The sequence below is a fragment of the Sporomusa malonica genome (genome assembly GCF_900176355.1).
GTDB classification, from domain to species: domain Bacteria; phylum Bacillota; class Negativicutes; order Sporomusales; family Sporomusaceae; genus Sporomusa; species Sporomusa malonica.
In genome coordinates this window covers 37,760-52,677 of record NZ_FWXI01000003.1, presented here as the reverse complement: position 1 = coordinate 52,677, position 14,918 = coordinate 37,760, and the positions used below count along the sequence as shown (strand labels likewise).

Genomic DNA, 14,918 nt, shown 5'->3' with positions numbered 1-14,918 from the left:
TTTCTGATTTTCTGGTTAGTAAAATTCAATTTACATAAGTTTTTCATAGTTTCTTCAAAAGTTCTTCATATTAAAAGTGTATACTGGTGGTAATTAGGGAACACATGAGTAATTACTAAACTATATTTTACATTGCAGTAATAGGAGTCACAAAGGTAAACGAGGAGGTAATACAATGGTGCAAAATTCAGTGTTACTAGTGGACGATGATGCTAAATTGGTAAAATTGTTAAAAATATATTTTGAGAAGGATGGGTTTATCGCCTATACGGCGGCTGATGGCATTGATGCGTTAATGGCTGTGCGCGACCATCGGCCTGATATTCTGGTGCTTGACTTGATGATGCCTGGCATTGATGGCTGGGAAGTATGCCGGCGGCTGCGCAAAGATAATGATATCCCGATTATTATGCTTACTGCCCGCGATGAAGAAAGTGACCGGTTGGTTGGCTTGGAGCTGGGTGCCGATGACTATGTCACTAAACCTTTTAGTCCCAAAGAGGTGGTGGCCCGTGCCAAAGCCATATTGCGGCGTACCAACAGAGCCGTTTTACGCAAAGAGGCCATTAAAATTGGTGGTTTGACAATTGACATGGATTCTTACCAGGTAAGCCGAGACGGCCAAGTGGTGGAGCTAACACCCACCGAATTTAAGATCGTAGAACTGCTGGCTACCAACCCGGGAAAGGTGTACAGCCGCCTCCAAATCGCCGAACAAGTTCATGGGTACACGTTCGAGGGGTACGAACGAACCATTGATGCCCATATTAAGAACCTGCGGCGCAAGTTGGAGGCCAACCCTAAAGAACCGGTGTATATTCAGACCGTTTATGGGATGGGCTATAAATTAGCAGGGGTGGCCAAGGATGAATAGCATTGTCTACCGGATTACTGGCCTCATGTTTTTGTTTGTGGCCTTTACTGTGGTACTACTAATCTATCTTGCCGATTATCAGATGAATCAGCTCTTTCGGGAGTATTTGCTGGTTATGGGGCGCGGCGGCATGATGCATCACATGGGGCAAGCTGAATTGGCATTTTTGGCCTCTGTTCATAGGTCGCTAAACTGGGTCGGGGCCATACTCATTGTGCTAGGGCTGTTGGCAAGCTATTCTTTAGCACGCAGTATCACCGTACCCCTACGTAGACTTAGCATTGCTGCCGAGGCTATTGAACAGGGGAGGTTTGAGCAACGGGTACCCGTTTCCTCAAAAGATGAGGTGGGACATTTAGCCAATATATTCAATCGGATGGCCACAACTCTTGAAAGCAATATGAAATTAAGGCAGCAGCTTTTGGCCAATATTGCTCACGAATTACGTACTCCTATTGCTATTATCAAAGGACATCTGGAAGGCATGCTAGATGATGTGATTGACATGAATAAAGAAGAAGTGGCATCGTTACATGAGGAAAGCATTCGGCTCAATCGCCTAATTACTGACCTTAAAGACTTGTCCTTGGCTGAAGTTGGGCAACTTTCCCTGGATAAGCGGCCAACCAATATTAACTATCTGATACGCCGTACAATCCAACTCATGAAAACAACGATTGACGAAAAGAAAATGGTTGTCCAGTGTAATTTAAATGATAAATTGCCTGAGATTAACGTCGACCCTGACCGGATTAGTCAAGTAATTAGCAATATTTTTGTTAACGCGCTACGATATACCCCAGATAGGGGCAAAGTTTCGGTAACAACAGGATTAGAGAAAAAGGAAGGTCAGCAGTGGGTAAAAATTGCTGTCAGTGATAACGGGCCAGGTATTGCGCCTGACGATATTCCCCACATCTTTGACCATTTTTACCGCGGAGAAAAATCCCGGGACCGTAAAAGCGGCGGCTCTGGTCTGGGACTGGCGATTGTGAAGCAATTGGTGGAATTCCACGGTGGTAAAGTTATGGTCGATAGTGGACAGGGCACAGGAACCACGTTTTTTGTATATCTACCTTATATTACTGAGCGGTAACGACTTGGCGCCAAAACAATATTATGGAAATGTTATTTTAACATTTAAGAATTCACAAGTTATTCATAAATGTTTGCTATAATATTGATAAGGCTTCCATTATTTTTTGGTGAGTGGGGGTGTAAGACGGCGGCGTACAATTGTGTTCTACTCGACTAACGATAAGGAGGTGTACTGTATGGGTTATGGCATGATGGGTTATGCAGGGCAGGGCTACGGTTACGGCACTTCACTGTTTGGCGGATTCTTCCATAGCATGTTTAGCCTGCTTTATTGGGTACTGCTCTTGGCGGGGCTATACTTTCTAATGAGGTGGCTAATGGAAGCTGTATCAGGTAAATCTGCCTGTCTGGTTTCGGCAGCGCCTGTTGCAACTACCTCAGCTCTCGAAATACTGAAACAGCGTTATGCTCGCGGCGAAATCAGTCGTGAAGAATTTGAATGTATTAAACAAGATTTGGCTTAACTGCAGAAGTATAGCTATAAAAAGACAGCGTCCTTTAAGGCGCTGTTTTTTTATAGCTATACTATGGTAGAATAAAGTAAACATAGAAATGATTATAAAAAAAAGGGGGGCCATGCTTAGTATGTCTAATTCGTTTACTAATCCTTGGCTTAAAAAGGCGGCTTACTTTTTGTTGGGGGCTTTACTTGTAGCCGCTATACTTGACGCCACTACTCCCCGCTATGGTATGTACGGAGCCAGATATGGTGTTGTACCACCAGGCACTACGTCTGCCATGGTTACTAACGGCTCAGGTTGGAGTTGTTCTGGGCATATGGGAGTGCATGGCCGATATATGGGGGGGCATTCTGTGCCAATGTACAATCCCTATATCAGGCCATAATGATTGACAAATAAGGTTTAACGTGCTACAGAGATTGCGGTTCTGGCTGACAGGGCCGCATTATTTTCATGCTAGTTGGTACTTATTTGTATGTGTCGGTATTGGGGGGATTTTGGTTTGCAAAAGTTGAACGCTGACCTTTATCGGGTTACAGCAACGAATAGAAGGATGCAAAATCACAAAATATTCATAGCTAATTCATAACTTATTCACATTGTTGTGGTAATATTTATCTAAGTAAATGTTGGAGTCTTACCTAAGCCCTACATATCATTACAATTAAAAGGAGCTGGATCGTATGAATAAGATGGTATCTAAGCTAGTAGTCGCACTAATGCTGGGAGCATTTGTAGCAACCTCCGGGATGGTTTCGCCGATTGTACTCGCTGCTGAGCAACCCAATACCCAGCAAAATGAGCAACAAGTACCGCCGCCTGCTGATGGCAATAATCAGTCAAACGAGCATAGCGGTCACCACTAAGATTCAACAAAAAACGAAACCGTTTTGCCAGAGGCAAGGGGTTTCGTTTTTTTTCTTTTCTCAAACAATCTTCATTAAATCTTCATTTTTATTTGGTATACTAAATACAACCCTCAGTAATGAACAATTGATTTACACTCCCACCATGGAGAGCAGCTTGCCGGGAATATCTCCCGGCTTTTTTTTGCGAAAAAAGGGAGATATTCTTTTGTTAGAAATTCAGGGCTATCTTCATTAGATCTTCATATTGATTTGTTACAATATATATAGGCGGATGGGAATGTCTGGCCAAGCTTAAAAAACGGGAGGAATACGAAAATGAATATGTCAAGTGTTTCAGCAGGTGGTTCAGCAGGTGGCATGGCAGGTATGTCCGGGTGCAGCGGGTCTCAGCATAGCCAGATGACTGCTGGCAAAAATACAGCGGCAACTGAAAAAAATCGGATAGTGCCACCAAGCAGCTTAGTATCGATCCGAGATTAGGTAAGACAGTCGATATTTCAGCATAAAGATTACAGCGGAAATTACATAATTTGTTCATCTCGTATTCATAAGATCTTCATTTAAGTTTGTTATACTTAAATCATAAGGCACATCGATTACGATAGTAAAGAATAAGGAGGTTATTAGCATGATGATGATGATGAATGGCATGGGTGGTGGCCAAGGCATGAGTCAAGGCATGAGCCAAGGTATGAACATGGGCATGAGTGGCATGAATCAAGGCATGAACATGGGCATGAATGGTATGAATCAAGGCATGAACATGGGCATGAATGGTATGAACCAAGGTATGAACATGGGCATGAATGGCATGAACCAAGGTATGGGTGTCATGAATCATGGCGCGGGTGCGTACAACCAAATGGGGAACATGGCTATGGCCAACAATGGAGGTATGACCAACATGCCAGGTATGATACCTGGTTCCGGGTTTGAATCTATCTTGGGTAATCTGGCCGGCATTGCAATAACACTGCTGTTCTGGGCACTCCTTATTGGCGGCACTGTTTTCTTGGTAAGGGGTCTATGGGAGATGTTTAAACCGAAAAACACAGTGGCAACTGCTCCTGTTGTAGTGGCCAAGCAAGTAGAAGTGCTTGAATAACGCATAAAGTAGAAAAAGTCAGCCTCATGGCTGGCTTTTTTTGACGCTTCAAATACCGCGCATATTCATTAAAAATTCATATTCATTGTGTATAATGAAATGGCTCATGCTACTTTAATTGGGAGGGGGCTAAGGGTGCAGGAAGAATAGCTTGGACTATAGAGCGTAACAACCATATCAATTATAATGAAAAGGAGTCATTATATGCAAAACCTTCATCCTGCAGTGATACATTTTCCTATTGCTTTGCTGTTAATCGGTTTTTTGTTTGACATAGTAAGTGTAGTCCTAAAAAAAGACTCGCTGCGCGGAGTTGGCTGGTGGTGTCTACTGGTAGGCGTTATGTCTATAACCGTTGCCATTGGCTCAGGAATTTATGCAGAAAACACGGCTGGTCATAATGATGTGTCTCATGCTATTATGGAGCGGCATAAAAATATTGAGTATGCCGCCGCAGTTCTTTTTGGTCTAATGTTGGTTTGGCGTAGTATAAGAAAAACATTATTGCCTGGGACGGTAAGTCAGTTAGTTATTTATTTCGCTATTGGCGTATTGGCCGTAGGCTCAATGGCCTATGGTGCCCATCTGGGCGGGCGTCTGGTTTATGAATTCGGTGTCGGGGTGGTGGCTGTACCACAAGAGACTGGAGTACATGAACATAGCCATGGCGAAGACTCAGAACATCATCACTCCCCACCAGCCCCCGCACCTAACAGTACATCAACGGTGCCCCATCCCAGTGCACCTAGCGTCCCCAAATCGGGTGAGACTCATGTACATAGTGATGGAGCTTCTCATACCCATTAAACCATGTTAAGGCCAGCCGGTGACTCGGCTGGCTCATTTACATAGAACATAGGTCAGACATTGTTTGACTGGGAGCTGACGCGGGGATAATGAATAACGGATATACACGTTCTAGGAGGTAGACTATCATGACTAAAATATCGGAAAGCCAAACCGATACCATTCGTAGAAGGTATAACCGGACGTCCTCATTTTACGACTGGATGGACAAAATGATTCCGGTTAAGCTTCGCCGTAAGGCTGTTGAGCAAGCTACAGGCAAGGTGTTAGAGGTGGGGGTAGGCACCGGCGCCAATCTTGAATTTTACTTACCTGGTTGCCAAGTGACAGGGATTGACTTTAGTCAAGGCATGCTAAATAAAGCCAAGCAAAAACTAACAAAGGCCAGGGTGCCTGTTACTCTTTTAGAGATGGATGCTCAACATATGACCTTTCCCGATAATTCCTTTGACACTGTGATTGCTACCTGCGTTTTTTGTTCTGTACCCGATCCGGTTCTAGGCTTAAAAGAGATTAAACGAGTGTGTAAGCCAGGTGGGCGCATCGTTCTGCTTGAGCATGTACGCAGTGAAAACCCAGTTTTGGGGTGGTTAATGGATGTCCTTAACCCGCTAGCCTTACATATGATTGGTTCGAATATTAATAGGGAAACAGTAAAGAACATCAATATGGCAGGCATACAGCCGTATTCGCTTGAGGAGTATTCAGGTAAAATAATCAAGCTTATTGTGGCATCGCCAGTCTGAATCGGTTTTTGAACAACTGCAATTTTAATAACGAGTAAAGTTTCACAGGATTTACATCTAGCCTTCATGAGATATTCACATAGACTTGATACAATAAATGTAACGGCAGGACGGTGGCGTTTACATGGGTACATGGATCCAGAGCGTCTCCAATATCGGCCAAGTTTTAACTAGATATACTAGGAGGTTTGGGTATGATTATAATGTTACTATTATGGGTGGTTACGCTTGCAGGTGCGGTTTACTTAGCTAGGTGGGCATGGGAGGCTTATGGGCATAAACTGAGACTTCCGAAATTCGAGTTAGATGCTCTTGAACTGGCCAAGCGTCGTTATGCCAGCGGGGAACTTGACCGTGATGAGTATCTTTTGATCAAGCAAGAATTGGCTGGGGCTTAGCAATAACCATTAGGCTGTGAAGTAACTGAATATGTGTTTTTTTTGCCCAGTAAAAATTTACTGGGTAATTTTTTTTCTCACCCAAAGCGGTTAAATATTGCAAAATTTAGCCAATCTTCATAGGTTATTCATATTGGATTGTTATAATACAAGTACGGGAGATAATTCAAGCTAGAAAGGGAGGAAGGATATGGGTCACTACACAACACCGATGTATTCCTATGCCGGCTATGGATATGATGGACTGTCAATTGTCGGTAGCATTGCCCACCTGGTGATAACGGTGTAACTGTGGGTATTTGGAAGGTAGAAAAGATGGGTAAGAACATATGGCTTCGGTATGCGGTGTACTCTTTCTTCGGCTTGCTGCTGCTCATGATTGTATCCTCAGCTGTTTTACCGGCGCTGAGCATGAATACAGTTCAAGGTGGAATGGCGGGCAACATGAACATGGGCCAAATGCCGATGGGTTACACGAACATAAGTCAAATGCCGATGGGCATGAGTTCCAGCAGCTGTATATAAATATAAATTTAAACGGAGGGATGGTATATGTATTATTGGGGAGGATATCCAGGCAGTTACTTAGGAAGCCTATTATCTATGTTGGCTTCATTGCTTTTCTGGGGGCTAGTGATAGTAGGTTTCGCCTATCTTATACGCTGGGCGTGGGACTTGGCCGGGGAAAAGTTTGGCCAACCAAAACCTGTAGCCAATTCCCCGGAAATCGCCAAACGGCGGTATGCCAATGGCGAAATAAGCCGGGAAGAATATTTCGCTATAAAAGAAGAGTTACGCTCTTTGTAATAAGAAGCAACTTAGCAAGCAGCGTCGTGAATAACGGCGCTGTTTGCTTTTATGTACTGTCATATTTGGGGAACTACCTGCATATCATCAATAATGCGATTGGCCTATTTAAATCTAGGGGGCTGAATAAAAGTGCGTTTGCCTATGGTAACGATAAATGGATTCAGGTTGTTTTCAATTGCATTACTGTTAGTGTTATTACCAATTGTTAACTTGCTGGCGGAAGACCCACTGGAAAGTCAACCTATTGCCGCAGTTCAAACACAGCCTAGCCAACCGCCGCAGGGAGAAGTGAATATAATTGTAAAGATACCTGAGCGTGTACTTGAACTCTATGACAGTAACGGATTATATAAAAAGTACCGAATTGCGGTGGGCAAAAGTGATACCCCTACACCGATAGGGGACTGGAAGGTGGTCTGGAAGGATTATAACTGGGGAACCGGGTTTGGTACAAGATGGATGGGCGTTAACGTACCATGGGGAATTTATGGCATACATGGTACCAATAAGCCGTGGTCTATTGGCAAGTACGCAAGTCATGGCTGTATCCGTATGCGAAACAGCGATGTAGAACAGTTATTTGAGTGGGTACCGATAGGAACTATAGTTCGCATTGAGGGGCCGATAAACAAAGTCAAGAGAGAATTAAAACATAAGATGTCAGGGCAAGATGTAGTGCTCCTGCAGCGCAAATTAAAAGACATGGGCTTTCTTTCTGACAGGGCGGATGGAATCTTTGGCAAAGCCACCGAGGACGCAGTTAAAAAGTACCAGGAAGCCAACAATCTACAACCCACTGGTGTTGTAGATAATGGACTCGTTAACCTCCTGCAGATTTGAAAGGTCATTGTAGATTTTAATATAGAAGAAAATCTAGTAGCTAAAAAATCATAATTTGTTCATTAGAAATTCACAAAAATAACATAAGAAATTCACAAGATCTTCATACGAACTTCATAGTTTATTAGTATAATTAGGTAATCGCTCAAAAGGCGATAACAAACAAGTATTTGTCAAAACTGGTCTTTTGTTTAAGGGGGCGGCTTCTTTACGGCAACTGTATTATAGGCTACCTGTACATAACGCTTGTGCGGCTGAAGCCGTTACAGAGCAACGTGGTTAGCACTAATGCAAGTCAGCAAACAGAACAACCTCAACTGAATATCCCCGAAAACAAAGCTGCTCACTCAAGTCATCACGGCAAAAGGAGGAACACATTATGGCAATATCAGGAATGTCAGGAATGTCAGGAATGCATGGTGCGCATCATGGGCAACAAGCAACAAAAACCGCTGCTAACAGTAAAGCTACCGTTCAGGAGTCGCCTGTAGCAACTGACTTGGCAAAGTCCGTCGAACCCCATAAAGGACATGCAGTTGATATTTCTGCCTAATTCAGAAAACAACAAAAAATACAGACTCTTTTGAGTCTGTATTTTTTATCCTGTCAGAAAGTAAACTTTCCTTCTGGATAAGGGCAACATCGGCTTCCACTTTCGCTAAAGGCTCGGCGTAAGCCGTGTTTTCTTTATGATGAGTAGCATGGTTTCAAGCGATTAGCCGGCACAGGGTACGAGTACACAAACGCTCTGACAAACATATTTTGTTTCGCACCAGATAGTGATTTTGTACTTGGTGGCTACGCCCTGAAATTTGGCAATCCACTTACGGAAGCGAGTTTATTCACTTGGTTCTTGTCCTTATAGGATTTAAACATGTGGGAAGTTCAAAGCCAATAAGCGAAAGATTTTATAACCGGGCGCAGGCCCGGTTTGTTGCTGTTCTGTCGAAAGTATGTGGCTGTTGAAAAAAAACGCATAAAGCCAAGGAAATGTTGTCATATTAACCTTGAAACCATGAGTTGGAGTTGATGTAATGAGGTTCCTGTTCGTTCTCGTTGTTGTTGTATTAATTGCTGGTGTGGCGCTATACGGCGCACAAATGATGGGGATTCAGATTCCATATGTGTCCCAGTTTTTTGCCAATATGGCTCCTGGTGGCGGCCATGGCGGGCATCAGATGCCTGGCATGCAGGGTGGAAATGTGATGCCGCCCAGTCCGTTCAATAATTTGGCCAGTCAGAATAAAGACAGGTTGGTACAAGCCACTACCATATTGAATCAGGCGATGGAGCTCATAACTAATGATCCGTATTCCCAGATTACCCAACCCAGTCAGACAACCCCGCCGGCGCGGGATAGTGGTGGCACAGGTGCTATTACTATCCCCCCGCGCGACGGTGTAACCATTAACATTAATCCAGGCAGCCAGCGGCGGGATTTTCCGCCCAATACTGGCAATATTGTGTATGATCAAACAAAATTAGAGCAGCTGCACAACGGCATCTTTAAGTTTTCGCAGGCCATGATGCTGCTTAACGAACTCAATAACGATTTAACCGACCAGAGTGTTATGCCTGAAGCCAATCCCCCTACGGCTGACACCTATGTTGTCAGATACAACCTGATTCAGCAGAACCGGGCTAAACTGGTTCAGGCCAACCGACTGCTCCAGGAATCGGTAGCCATGGCCAACGTAAACCCGTATGCTCCTGCTGATGGGTATGTGTATAATACCCAAAAGATGCAGCAGCTGCATCAGGGAATTTTTGAATTGGCACGTAGTGCACTCATCTTGAGTCGATTGAGTGACGATTTGAACCAGCAAATGACCCAAATCGCTTTTGAGGCCAGACAGGCTAGGGTGCAAATGCCGGCTAACTCCATGGCCGGTATGAGCGGCATGGCTGGCATGAATACCATGACCAACATGCAGCAGCATGGGTCGATGACTGGGGGAGACAGTTCCTGGATATTTAATCTAGCGATTATTATCATTGCGTTTGGTATGGTGCTGGGGGTCTTGATTCTCATCAAGAGGCTGATTAATGATGTGAAAGCCTCCCAGTAATCATTTACCATAAATTAAAAAGAAAGGAAGGGACAGTATGGGTGATACGACAAAAGGGGATCCCATTTTAAGAGTAGTCCTCATTGTCTTTGTGGGGCTGCTGGTCTTCGGTTTCTTATTTGGCGGTAATTTCGGCGGTACCGGTTATGCTGGCAATAATGCAGGTCATATGGGGGCTGCAGGCGGCTATGGAGGAGGAGCCTTCTTCGGTAGTTTAATCCCTGGGCTCATCGGGTTTCTCATGCATCTGCTAGTATTGGTTTTGGTGTTTGCGCTGATTGCCGGGTTAATTATGGGCATCCGCAAATTCATCAACCAGCCGGACGGTTTTGTAAAGTCGTCCAAGGCCATGGAATATGTTAATCAAGATCCGGTGCTTAGAACTATGGCCGTCGTGCTCGCCGTTGTGTTTGGCTTATACTTTATTACGGCGCTCTTTAATGGTCTGCAGTCTGGCGGCGGGTATGGTGCGTCACCACAGGTTATGCTGTTTATGCTCATTGGGTTCTTAGTTAAGCTGTTAATGCTGGCCCTTGTTATCACCTTGACGGTGGCTTTGGTGCAGTATTTGAAAGCCCAATTTGATAACGAGCAAGGTAGCCAACAAGTAAATGGTGCCAGCGCAATTCAAGCAGAACCGCCGGCACAACTGTCTTCGCCGCCTTCTTTTAACCCAAATGGTAATAAACCGGGAGATAAACGCGAAGGGAAATAGTTGGTAACCGTGAAACTTCAACTGGAATTTGTTGTGCATTGGCTGTTGACTGTTGTTTTTGCCGTGCTTACAATTAGCGGCTTGGCTATGATCGGTGCCCGCTATGGTTGGTTGCTTAACTACGATATTGCTACCGCCGACTTTGTCCACAGGGTAATCGCCGTTCCCTATATATTGCTAGCCTTCCTTGCCCTTGGACAGGAGTTGGCGCGGGTGCTTAAAGATGACAGTCAGCGTGATTTAGGCTGGGGAATATTTGGTAGACAAGAGTATGGATTATTCACTCTACTGACAACCCTTCTGTTTATTGTCACCGGCATTATCTTGTGGAAAAGCCATCATGGCAACAAGGCTGCTCTGGCGTTTGCTATGTTTGTGCACGAAAAACTGACCTATATTGTACTGGCTAGTTTAGTATGGCATATGTACCAGAAAGCACACGCTTTTGTTTGGCCAAAACAGCAAACGTCGGGTAATCTGATGACCCAGCAATGGTTCAAGGTAGCAATATGGTTTATTGCCTCTGCCTTTTTCTTTGCTGTGGCAGTTATCATGATATCGGTCGGTGGGCCTGACCCTAGTAAGCAGCAGGTTGAGGCGTTCATGGCCGGCATGATGCAAGCCATGAAAAATTCACTGATGGGCATAGCGGCGATGGACTCTGGTGGGCAAGGCGGAGTAGTAGAGATGTCAGTACCTCTCTTTACCAACTTATTGGTAATAGCGTTTGTTTTGGCAGCTTACCTGGTATGGAGGAATGCGAAATCGAATGGATCGAGTTAAACTTCCCTTTTGGCAACTCTCCTTTATATTTTTGCTGGTGATAGTCTTGGCGTTATTCAATGTATGGCAAAATCATCAGGTTGAGACGAGTAACATGATGACCCAGATGATGGGGCAAAGCATGGGTGATATGATGCGCATGATGCATGCATCTAATATCACACTCTCTGATCTCCTGGTCTGGAAGCAGGAAATGGCTCAAACCATGACCAAGAACATGCATGACCAGGGCGGATATCTGCGGTGGGTGCATGATTTTACCACAAACATCATTTTTTTCCTTACACCGTTTATTTTGTCCATCACTCTATTTTTGTTAATTGTGTGGCACTTGAGGTGAATGTATTGAGCAGTCTGGGATTCCTGGGATCGATGTATATGTTTTTCCTGATCGCCTTGCTGGTAGTAGCGCTGGGCGCAGGGGCTAATTATTTAGCTCACGGCGTGGTTGGCGTGCTAGGCAAGCCGGATACCGCGCCTTCCAACACGAATTACACTACAAAATTTAAGGGAGGATATAATTTTATGGAAAACAATCCGTGGCTCAGATATGCCTTGTATTCGTTTCTGGGTATCTTGCTGTTAATGGCTGTTGTTGGTCTGCTAGCTCCAAATCAACAATCGATGTATGGCCAGTCGTATGGCCGCGGTCAGATGATGCCAGGTATGAATGCCGGTTTTGCTGGTAACATGCAAATGCCGAATGGTAATGCTGGATTTAACGGTGGCATGATGGTGCCGGTCATTATGGTACCTGTCAACAGTATGCCAATGGGAATGCAGTATGGTATGCCGATGGGCCAAATGGCTATGGGGCAGATGCCTATGGGCATGCAAGGTGGTAATATGGGTATGCAAGGCCAAATGCCAATGGGTATGCAAGGCCAAATGCCAATGGGTATGCAAGGTCAAATGCCAATGGGCATGCAAGGTGGTAATATGGGAATGCAAAGCCAAATGCCAATGCAAGGCGGCGGTATGGGCATGATGGGTATGCCCATGGGTATGCAAGGTGGTGGCGGTATGGGTAATATGCAAGGTGGCGGTGGCATGGGTATGATGAACATGTCTGGTGGCGGTTCTAGCGGTAGCATGTCAAGCGGTTCCAGTGGCGGCTCGTCGGGTGGTTCCTCTGGCGGCGGTATGGGTATGATGTAGTATGAATAAAGCGTTTCTGGCCGCTTGTTTAGCAAGCCTACTAGTGATAGCTGGTTGCAGTGGTCAAAAGAGCCAGACGCCGGCAACTCCTCCAGCTCAGCAGCAGGGCGGCGGACAACAAGCGCAGCATAATATGGCTAACATGGCCAATATGGAAGACCCCAATCCTATTATGGCGCAAATGAATCAAGCGCTTGATGATGTGACCGCCAAGTCACAAGCCAATAAGCTTACCGAAGCCAGACCTTCGGCAAGTAATCTGGTTACCCTCAATAATCGCCTGTCATCACATTTTTCGGATACAGGGTTTCGAGATCGCTTAAGTCAAGCCATTACGGCTCTAAATAGTGAAGTCAACAAACCCACACCTGATAAGGCGGCAGTTGAAAAACAAGTAGAGAATATAAGAAGGCTTATGACAGAAGCTCCGAATAAAATTATGGCCCATTAATATTAAAAACACAGATAGTCGCTTCCAAGCTTATGGGCTAGGAAGCGACTTTGTCTTTTCTATGTAGTAAAATGAACACTACGCGAGATAAGCTTGAGAGAAAACTTATAAGATATTAATAAGGTTTTCATAAGGTATATTCACAGGAGTTACGTATACTTATTTTATGTTTATTGCAGTTGAGGAAGCTGCCATTTTATAGGTCTGGCCTTTGTTGCCGCAGTCAATGCTCACCAACTGATACATGCAAAAGCGCAATATACTCAGATTCACTGATGAAGCTAATCAGTATATTTAGCTCTCGTTATTTTTACTGGGCAAATCTAGAGTTGAGCTAAGGGGAACTACATAATTTAGGGTTTGTGATGTCATATATACACTGCTTGCTAAAGCTGTACTAACAGGAGCATATGTATTAATATTGCGATATGATACAGCATAGTTGATAGCGACTTTCTCTGAATTTCCATAGATTTGAACACTAGCCAAGGAGTTGTTAACTTGGCTAGTACCGTCTTTTGTTTCTTCATAAGGAATTTCTGACTTCGATAATTCGGCTGCAAAGGACGACTGGACTTGAATGGGGGCTCTTTTAGTTTGGGGGCTATGACAAGTCATACGTTCCATTCCTGTCATTCCTGAGTTATGTGACATACCAGACATACTTAACATACCAGAAAAACCTGGAATCTGCATGCCTTGCTCCTCCTTTATTTGGCGACTTATTGGATCCAAAATAACGCACACAAAATATTTCGTAATTATATATTTAAAATTACATAATCGATATTTCTGTTAATATCGGTAAAGGGGTAATCACTGGAGTAGCACTGGTTTCGTCAAAGTCAGATATATAGCTCTAGCAGCACTTTGGTATGGGGTGCATTCCCTGAATCTAGGCGGAAAGAAATCGTTGTCAGTGGCTTGTGCCTGCGCCTGGGCGATTTTTTGTGAAGGCACTGGAGGCTGCGCCACCGGTAGGTTCCGCAGTAACGTCGATATAATCATCAGCGTTATCGGATGGAGTGTACTTTCTGACTCGGGAGCGTAGTCTAGCGTCATCGTATGCTTCTTTGCTGCGTTCGTAGAAGTCGCCAGCTTTGGCCTTGCCTTGCTCGAATACTTCCTGTGCACGAGCACTGCCCGCTTCGTAGATATCTTCGGCTTTAGCACGGCCCGTTATTAACACCTCCTTGGCGCAGGGAGCATATTCTTTATATACATCTTCCAGATTGTTGCGCACGCTTGCAAAGTTGCTTTTAGCAGAAGTGAATGCGCCTTTTGTTTCTCTATAGGCTTGATCTAAACTCTTTACGCCGCCTAACACCAAGTCTTCGGTTATATTGAGTAATCCCACGAGAATTCACCGCCTTTCTGTGCTATGCTGGGCTTCGTTGCATGGTATTGTTTGTTGGAGATTGTATTGGACTTTTGCAAATGAACTATCTAAATTATAGCAAATGAATATGAAGTTTTAATGAATTTTGTTATGTTTCTAAAAGATCAGTTAATCCACTTGTACGGAAACTTCACTAGATATTTACTTAGTACAGGTATCACGCTCTTATTATTAGCTCTTTTAGTTGCCGTACAGTATTTTGGCCAGAGCGCTCTGGGAAGTGTTTAAAACCAGGAAGGCTGCAACCCAGACTCCGGCTTCTGTCGTAGTAGCCAAGCAAGTAGACGGTGTAGAAGGAATCTTGTACTGTTGGTGCATATTCATAGAGATCAGGG

Annotated in this window: 23 protein-coding genes; 20 read left to right on the top strand and 3 right to left on the bottom strand. The window is 44.3% G+C overall.

All coding sequences use genetic code 11. The features are described 5' to 3' along the window. Positions 1-175: 175 nt before the first annotated feature. The 20 genes from B9A22_RS03925 to B9A22_RS03840 all read left to right on the top strand — a co-directional run bounded on the left by B9A22_RS03925 (position 176) and on the right by B9A22_RS03840 (position 13,184). Positions 176-874 carry a response regulator transcription factor gene (locus B9A22_RS03925; protein WP_084574415.1) on the top strand — a complete coding sequence of 233 codons (699 nt, stop codon included), beginning with the start codon at positions 176-178 and terminating at the stop codon, positions 872-874. Further along, positions 867-1,970 carry a sensor histidine kinase gene (locus B9A22_RS03920; RefSeq protein WP_084574414.1) on the top strand — a complete coding sequence of 368 codons (1,104 nt, stop codon included), beginning with the start codon at positions 867-869 and terminating at the stop codon, positions 1,968-1,970. The genes B9A22_RS03925 and B9A22_RS03920 overlap by 8 nt, the downstream gene beginning before the upstream one ends. 178 nt (positions 1,971-2,148) lie before the next feature. Beyond that, complete coding sequence (locus B9A22_RS03915; RefSeq protein WP_217805870.1) at positions 2,149-2,436, top strand: SHOCT domain-containing protein; 288 nt, start codon at positions 2,149-2,151, stop codon at positions 2,434-2,436. Between the two features lie 121 nt (positions 2,437-2,557). Further along, positions 2,558-2,818, top strand: coding sequence for a hypothetical protein (locus B9A22_RS03910; RefSeq protein WP_084574413.1), 261 nt, complete (start codon positions 2,558-2,560; stop codon positions 2,816-2,818). A 298-nt stretch (positions 2,819-3,116) separates the two neighbouring features. Beyond that, positions 3,117-3,299: a hypothetical protein gene (locus B9A22_RS03905; protein WP_084574412.1), complete on the top strand. Its 183-nt coding sequence runs from the start codon at positions 3,117-3,119 to the stop codon at positions 3,297-3,299. Positions 3,300-3,617: 318 nt separating this feature from the next. Beyond that, positions 3,618-3,782 carry a hypothetical protein gene (locus tag B9A22_RS25240; protein ID WP_176215383.1) on the top strand — a complete coding sequence of 55 codons (165 nt, stop codon included), beginning with the start codon at positions 3,618-3,620 and terminating at the stop codon, positions 3,780-3,782. 148 nt (positions 3,783-3,930) lie between these two features. Further along, positions 3,931-4,407 (top strand): hypothetical protein, encoded by a 477-nt coding sequence (locus B9A22_RS03900; protein WP_084574411.1) that lies wholly within the window; start codon positions 3,931-3,933, stop codon positions 4,405-4,407. Between the two features lie 204 nt (positions 4,408-4,611). Then, positions 4,612-5,214 (top strand): DUF2231 domain-containing protein, encoded by a 603-nt coding sequence (locus tag B9A22_RS03895; protein WP_176215382.1) that lies wholly within the window; start codon positions 4,612-4,614, stop codon positions 5,212-5,214. 128 nt (positions 5,215-5,342) lie between these two features. Continuing rightward, a complete protein-coding gene (locus tag B9A22_RS03890) occupies positions 5,343-5,960 on the top strand; it encodes a class I SAM-dependent methyltransferase (protein WP_084574409.1) in 618 nt (205 codons plus the stop codon). A 194-nt stretch (positions 5,961-6,154) separates the two neighbouring features. Further along, positions 6,155-6,358, top strand: a complete 204-nt coding sequence (locus B9A22_RS03885) for an SHOCT domain-containing protein (RefSeq protein ID WP_084574408.1) — start codon at positions 6,155-6,157, stop codon at positions 6,356-6,358. A 291-nt stretch (positions 6,359-6,649) separates the two neighbouring features. Further along, the gene (locus B9A22_RS03880; RefSeq protein ID WP_139796158.1) at positions 6,650-6,883 is read left to right on the top strand and encodes a hypothetical protein; all 234 of its coding nucleotides are present in this window, start codon (positions 6,650-6,652) and stop codon (positions 6,881-6,883) included. 27 nt (positions 6,884-6,910) lie between these two features. Further along, complete coding sequence (locus tag B9A22_RS03875) at positions 6,911-7,165, top strand: SHOCT domain-containing protein (RefSeq protein WP_084574406.1); 255 nt, start codon at positions 6,911-6,913, stop codon at positions 7,163-7,165. A 132-nt stretch (positions 7,166-7,297) separates the two neighbouring features. Beyond that, complete coding sequence (locus tag B9A22_RS03870) at positions 7,298-8,008, top strand: L,D-transpeptidase family protein (RefSeq protein WP_425441369.1); 711 nt, start codon at positions 7,298-7,300, stop codon at positions 8,006-8,008. A 379-nt stretch (positions 8,009-8,387) separates the two neighbouring features. Then, the gene (locus B9A22_RS25235; RefSeq protein WP_176215381.1) at positions 8,388-8,561 is read left to right on the top strand and encodes a hypothetical protein; all 174 of its coding nucleotides are present in this window, start codon (positions 8,388-8,390) and stop codon (positions 8,559-8,561) included. Positions 8,562-9,042: 481 nt separating this feature from the next. Next, positions 9,043-10,077: a hypothetical protein gene (locus B9A22_RS03865; RefSeq protein WP_084574405.1), complete on the top strand. Its 1,035-nt coding sequence runs from the start codon at positions 9,043-9,045 to the stop codon at positions 10,075-10,077. A 37-nt stretch (positions 10,078-10,114) separates the two neighbouring features. Then, positions 10,115-10,792: a hypothetical protein gene (locus tag B9A22_RS03860; RefSeq protein ID WP_084574404.1), complete on the top strand. Its 678-nt coding sequence runs from the start codon at positions 10,115-10,117 to the stop codon at positions 10,790-10,792. Positions 10,793-10,801: 9 nt separating this feature from the next. Continuing rightward, a complete protein-coding gene (locus tag B9A22_RS03855; protein ID WP_139796157.1) occupies positions 10,802-11,575 on the top strand; it encodes a hypothetical protein in 774 nt (257 codons plus the stop codon). Continuing rightward, positions 11,562-11,915 carry a hypothetical protein gene (locus tag B9A22_RS03850; RefSeq protein WP_084574402.1) on the top strand — a complete coding sequence of 118 codons (354 nt, stop codon included), beginning with the start codon at positions 11,562-11,564 and terminating at the stop codon, positions 11,913-11,915. The genes B9A22_RS03855 and B9A22_RS03850 overlap by 14 nt, the downstream gene beginning before the upstream one ends. 32 nt (positions 11,916-11,947) lie before the next feature. Then, positions 11,948-12,733 (top strand): hypothetical protein, encoded by a 786-nt coding sequence (locus B9A22_RS03845; RefSeq protein WP_139796155.1) that lies wholly within the window; start codon positions 11,948-11,950, stop codon positions 12,731-12,733. A gap of 1 nt (position 12,734) precedes the next feature. Then, positions 12,735-13,184 carry a hypothetical protein gene (locus B9A22_RS03840; RefSeq protein ID WP_084574400.1) on the top strand — a complete coding sequence of 150 codons (450 nt, stop codon included), beginning with the start codon at positions 12,735-12,737 and terminating at the stop codon, positions 13,182-13,184. Positions 13,185-13,478: 294 nt separating this feature from the next. Here B9A22_RS03840 and B9A22_RS03835 read toward each other — a convergent pair whose 3' ends face one another. The 3 genes from B9A22_RS03835 to B9A22_RS25230 form a co-directional block, all read right to left on the bottom strand. Next, positions 13,479-13,880, bottom strand: coding sequence for a hypothetical protein (locus B9A22_RS03835; RefSeq protein WP_084574399.1), 402 nt, complete (start codon positions 13,878-13,880; stop codon positions 13,479-13,481). A 220-nt stretch (positions 13,881-14,100) separates the two neighbouring features. Then, positions 14,101-14,541, bottom strand: coding sequence for a hypothetical protein (locus B9A22_RS03830; protein WP_084574398.1), 441 nt, complete (start codon positions 14,539-14,541; stop codon positions 14,101-14,103). 222 nt (positions 14,542-14,763) lie between these two features. Further along, positions 14,764-14,907 carry a hypothetical protein gene (locus B9A22_RS25230; RefSeq protein WP_176215380.1) on the bottom strand — a complete coding sequence of 48 codons (144 nt, stop codon included), beginning with the start codon at positions 14,905-14,907 and terminating at the stop codon, positions 14,764-14,766. Between the last annotated feature and the right edge of the window lie 11 nt (positions 14,908-14,918).

Coding starts and splice junctions, on each gene's coding strand:
- B9A22_RS03925 (WP_084574415.1), top strand. CDS start 176: ATGGTGCAAAATTCAGTGTTACTAGTGGACGATGATGCTAAATTGGTA.
- B9A22_RS03920 (WP_084574414.1), top strand. CDS start 867: ATGAATAGCATTGTCTACCGGATTACTGGCCTCATGTTTTTGTTTGTG.
- B9A22_RS03915 (WP_217805870.1), top strand. CDS start 2,149: ATGGGTTATGGCATGATGGGTTATGCAGGGCAGGGCTACGGTTACGGC.
- B9A22_RS03910 (WP_084574413.1), top strand. CDS start 2,558: ATGTCTAATTCGTTTACTAATCCTTGGCTTAAAAAGGCGGCTTACTTT.
- B9A22_RS03905 (WP_084574412.1), top strand. CDS start 3,117: ATGAATAAGATGGTATCTAAGCTAGTAGTCGCACTAATGCTGGGAGCA.
- B9A22_RS25240 (WP_176215383.1), top strand. CDS start 3,618: ATGAATATGTCAAGTGTTTCAGCAGGTGGTTCAGCAGGTGGCATGGCA.
- B9A22_RS03900 (WP_084574411.1), top strand. CDS start 3,931: ATGATGATGATGATGAATGGCATGGGTGGTGGCCAAGGCATGAGTCAA.
- B9A22_RS03895 (WP_176215382.1), top strand. CDS start 4,612: ATGCAAAACCTTCATCCTGCAGTGATACATTTTCCTATTGCTTTGCTG.
- B9A22_RS03890 (WP_084574409.1), top strand. CDS start 5,343: ATGACTAAAATATCGGAAAGCCAAACCGATACCATTCGTAGAAGGTAT.
- B9A22_RS03885 (WP_084574408.1), top strand. CDS start 6,155: ATGATTATAATGTTACTATTATGGGTGGTTACGCTTGCAGGTGCGGTT.
- B9A22_RS03875 (WP_084574406.1), top strand. CDS start 6,911: ATGTATTATTGGGGAGGATATCCAGGCAGTTACTTAGGAAGCCTATTA.
- B9A22_RS25235 (WP_176215381.1), top strand. CDS start 8,388: ATGGCAATATCAGGAATGTCAGGAATGTCAGGAATGCATGGTGCGCAT.
- B9A22_RS03865 (WP_084574405.1), top strand. CDS start 9,043: ATGAGGTTCCTGTTCGTTCTCGTTGTTGTTGTATTAATTGCTGGTGTG.
- B9A22_RS03860 (WP_084574404.1), top strand. CDS start 10,115: ATGGGTGATACGACAAAAGGGGATCCCATTTTAAGAGTAGTCCTCATT.
- B9A22_RS03850 (WP_084574402.1), top strand. CDS start 11,562: ATGGATCGAGTTAAACTTCCCTTTTGGCAACTCTCCTTTATATTTTTG.
- B9A22_RS03845 (WP_139796155.1), top strand. CDS start 11,948: ATGTATATGTTTTTCCTGATCGCCTTGCTGGTAGTAGCGCTGGGCGCA.
- B9A22_RS03840 (WP_084574400.1), top strand. CDS start 12,735: ATGAATAAAGCGTTTCTGGCCGCTTGTTTAGCAAGCCTACTAGTGATA.
- B9A22_RS03835 (WP_084574399.1), bottom strand. CDS start 13,880: ATGCAGATTCCAGGTTTTTCTGGTATGTTAAGTATGTCTGGTATGTCA.
- B9A22_RS25230 (WP_176215380.1), bottom strand. CDS start 14,907: ATGAATATGCACCAACAGTACAAGATTCCTTCTACACCGTCTACTTGC.